Source organism: Mesorhizobium sp. M1E.F.Ca.ET.041.01.1.1 (genome assembly GCF_003997355.1).
Classification (GTDB): Bacteria; Pseudomonadota; Alphaproteobacteria; order Rhizobiales; family Rhizobiaceae; genus Mesorhizobium.
In genome coordinates this window covers 1-1,969 of the sequence record NZ_RZSL01000858.1, presented here as the reverse complement: position 1 = coordinate 1,969, position 1,969 = coordinate 1, and the positions used below count along the sequence as shown (strand labels likewise).

Below are 1,969 nucleotides of genomic sequence, written 5' to 3'. Positions count from 1 at the left end.
TCGCCGACGGCGGCGGTCTTGGCCGTGCTGCCGGTGGTCTCCCCGGGCTTCTTCTTGGCCTTTTTCTTGTCGGTCGCCTTGGCACCGTTTTTTGTGTCGGCATCGGCTGCGCGCTGCCTGGCGGTCGAAGGCCGGCGCGGCTGGGCCGTGGTCTGATCGTCGGCGAACGGGTCGTCGGTTGCTTGCGGCTGGTCGAAGATGCTCGCGGTCGCGCCCGCTGTCTGGTCGTCGTCCGGAACGGCCCCCGGGCTCTCCGGCTGGTAGGGGTTTGCTTGTGTCTGGTTGTCAGCCGCCGGAGCTGCCTGATCCTGCGATCCTTGCGCGCGCAATTGCCTGGCCTTGCGCTGCTGGTCGGTCAGAATTGCCGATTCGGAGACCTCGCCGCGCAGCTCGGTTTCCTGCGCGAGGACCGGCGCCGGGCGCAGCAAGGCAAGAACGCTCGCCGCCACCAGCAGTGTGCTGACGGCTATGCCCTTTCGACCGCTTTTCGTTTCAGGCTGGGCCCCGGACATCGTCACCACTGCTTGCGCGGCGCAGTCGCGCCATACTTACCGAACCGTAAAGGCGGATGGTTAACGGACGGTTGAGGCGGGCCGTTTTCGCAACCCCCGGGAAGCGTGAAACGGCAATTCCGTTGGACAGGCGGGCGACATGGCGCTAATGGCATCTGCCATGCATGCGGGGTCCCAAGAAAGTAACCAGCCGGAAGAAAGAAAGCAGCCGGACAGGCAGGCTGCGATCGAATCGGCGCTGAGAACGGTGGCGACGGAACAGGCCGGCGTGGCGACACTTGCCACCGCTCTCGATAACGGTTTGTCCGAACCATTCGCAGCCGCGGTGGAGGTCATCTCGCGGATCGAGGGCCGCGTGATCGTCACCGGCGTCGGCAAAAGCGGCCATATCGGCTCCAAGATCGCGGCGACGCTCGCTTCGACCGGCACGCCCGCCTTCTTCGTCCACCCGGCCGAGGCCAATCACGGCGATCTCGGCATGATCGCCAGGGACGACGCCATCATCGCCATGTCCTGGTCGGGCGAAAGCAAGGAGCTGATGGGCATCGTCGCCTATTCCAGGCGCTTCTCGATCCCGCTCATCGCCATCACCTCGGGCGAGACTTCTGCGCTGGCGCGCGCCGCCGACGTGGTGCTTCTCCTGCCGGCGGTGCCGGAGGCCTGCCCGCACGGGCTGGCGCCGACGACATCGGCGCTGCTGCAACTGGTCATGGGTGATGCGCTGGCGATCGCGCTGCTCGAGGCGCGCGGCTTCACGCCGGATCACTTCCGCACCTTCCATCCCGGCGGCCAGCTTGGCGCCAACCTGACGCAGTTGCGCGAGATCATGCATGTCGGCGAGCGGCTGCCGCTGGTGCCGTCGGGCACCGGGATGCGCGAAGCGATCGTCGAACTGTCGCGCAAGGGCTTCGGCTGTGTTGCGATCACCGGCGGCGACGGCGCGCTGATCGGCATCATCACCGACGGCGACATCCGCCGCCACATCGCCAATGATCTTCTGTCAATGAGTGTCGATCAGGTGATGACGAAGAAGCCGAAGACGGCGGCTCCCGACACGCTGGTGGCGACGGCGTTGCAGACGATCAACACGTCCGCCATCACCAGCCTGATGGTGGTCGAGGGCGGCCGCCCGGTTGGCCTTGTCCATCTGCACGATCTGCTTCGCATTGGCGCGGCATAGGATGCGTTGATGTCCGGTGAGGCCGGCCTGTTGGGCCTGGCCTGAAATCTCGACGCATCCTGGAAGTTGGCTTGGTCAGACGGCTTCGACTGTCAGCTCCAGATCGGTATCGGCGGCACCCGTGACACGCACTTGCGCGCCCGCAGGAAGATCCGGGCCGGAGACACGCCACAGCGTATCCCCCAACCTGATGCGGCCGCGGCCGTTCTGGATCGGCTCGGAGAGCGTCGCCGTGCGGCCGACCATCTGCGCGCCGCGGCCGCATCAGGTTGGGGGA

Annotated in this window: 1 protein-coding gene and 2 pseudogenes; 1 reads left to right on the top strand and 2 read right to left on the bottom strand. The window is 66.4% G+C overall.

The window, feature by feature from the left end; translation table 11 throughout:
- Nucleotides 1-512 (bottom strand): annotated as a pseudogene (locus tag EOA38_RS35115) (hypothetical protein); the annotation flags it as partial.
- A gap of 160 nt (nucleotides 513-672) precedes the next feature.
- On the opposite strand from EOA38_RS35115, the gene EOA38_RS35110 reads away from it, so the two are divergent.
- Nucleotides 673-1,692: a KpsF/GutQ family sugar-phosphate isomerase gene (locus tag EOA38_RS35110; protein ID WP_126095767.1), complete on the top strand. Its 1,020-nt coding sequence runs from the start codon at nucleotides 673-675 to the stop codon at nucleotides 1,690-1,692.
- A gap of 75 nt (nucleotides 1,693-1,767) precedes the next feature.
- Here EOA38_RS35110 and EOA38_RS35105 read toward each other — a convergent pair.
- Nucleotides 1,768-1,950: pseudogene (locus tag EOA38_RS35105) on the bottom strand (NfeD family protein); the annotation flags it as partial.
- Nucleotides 1,951-1,969 lie beyond the last annotated feature (19 nt).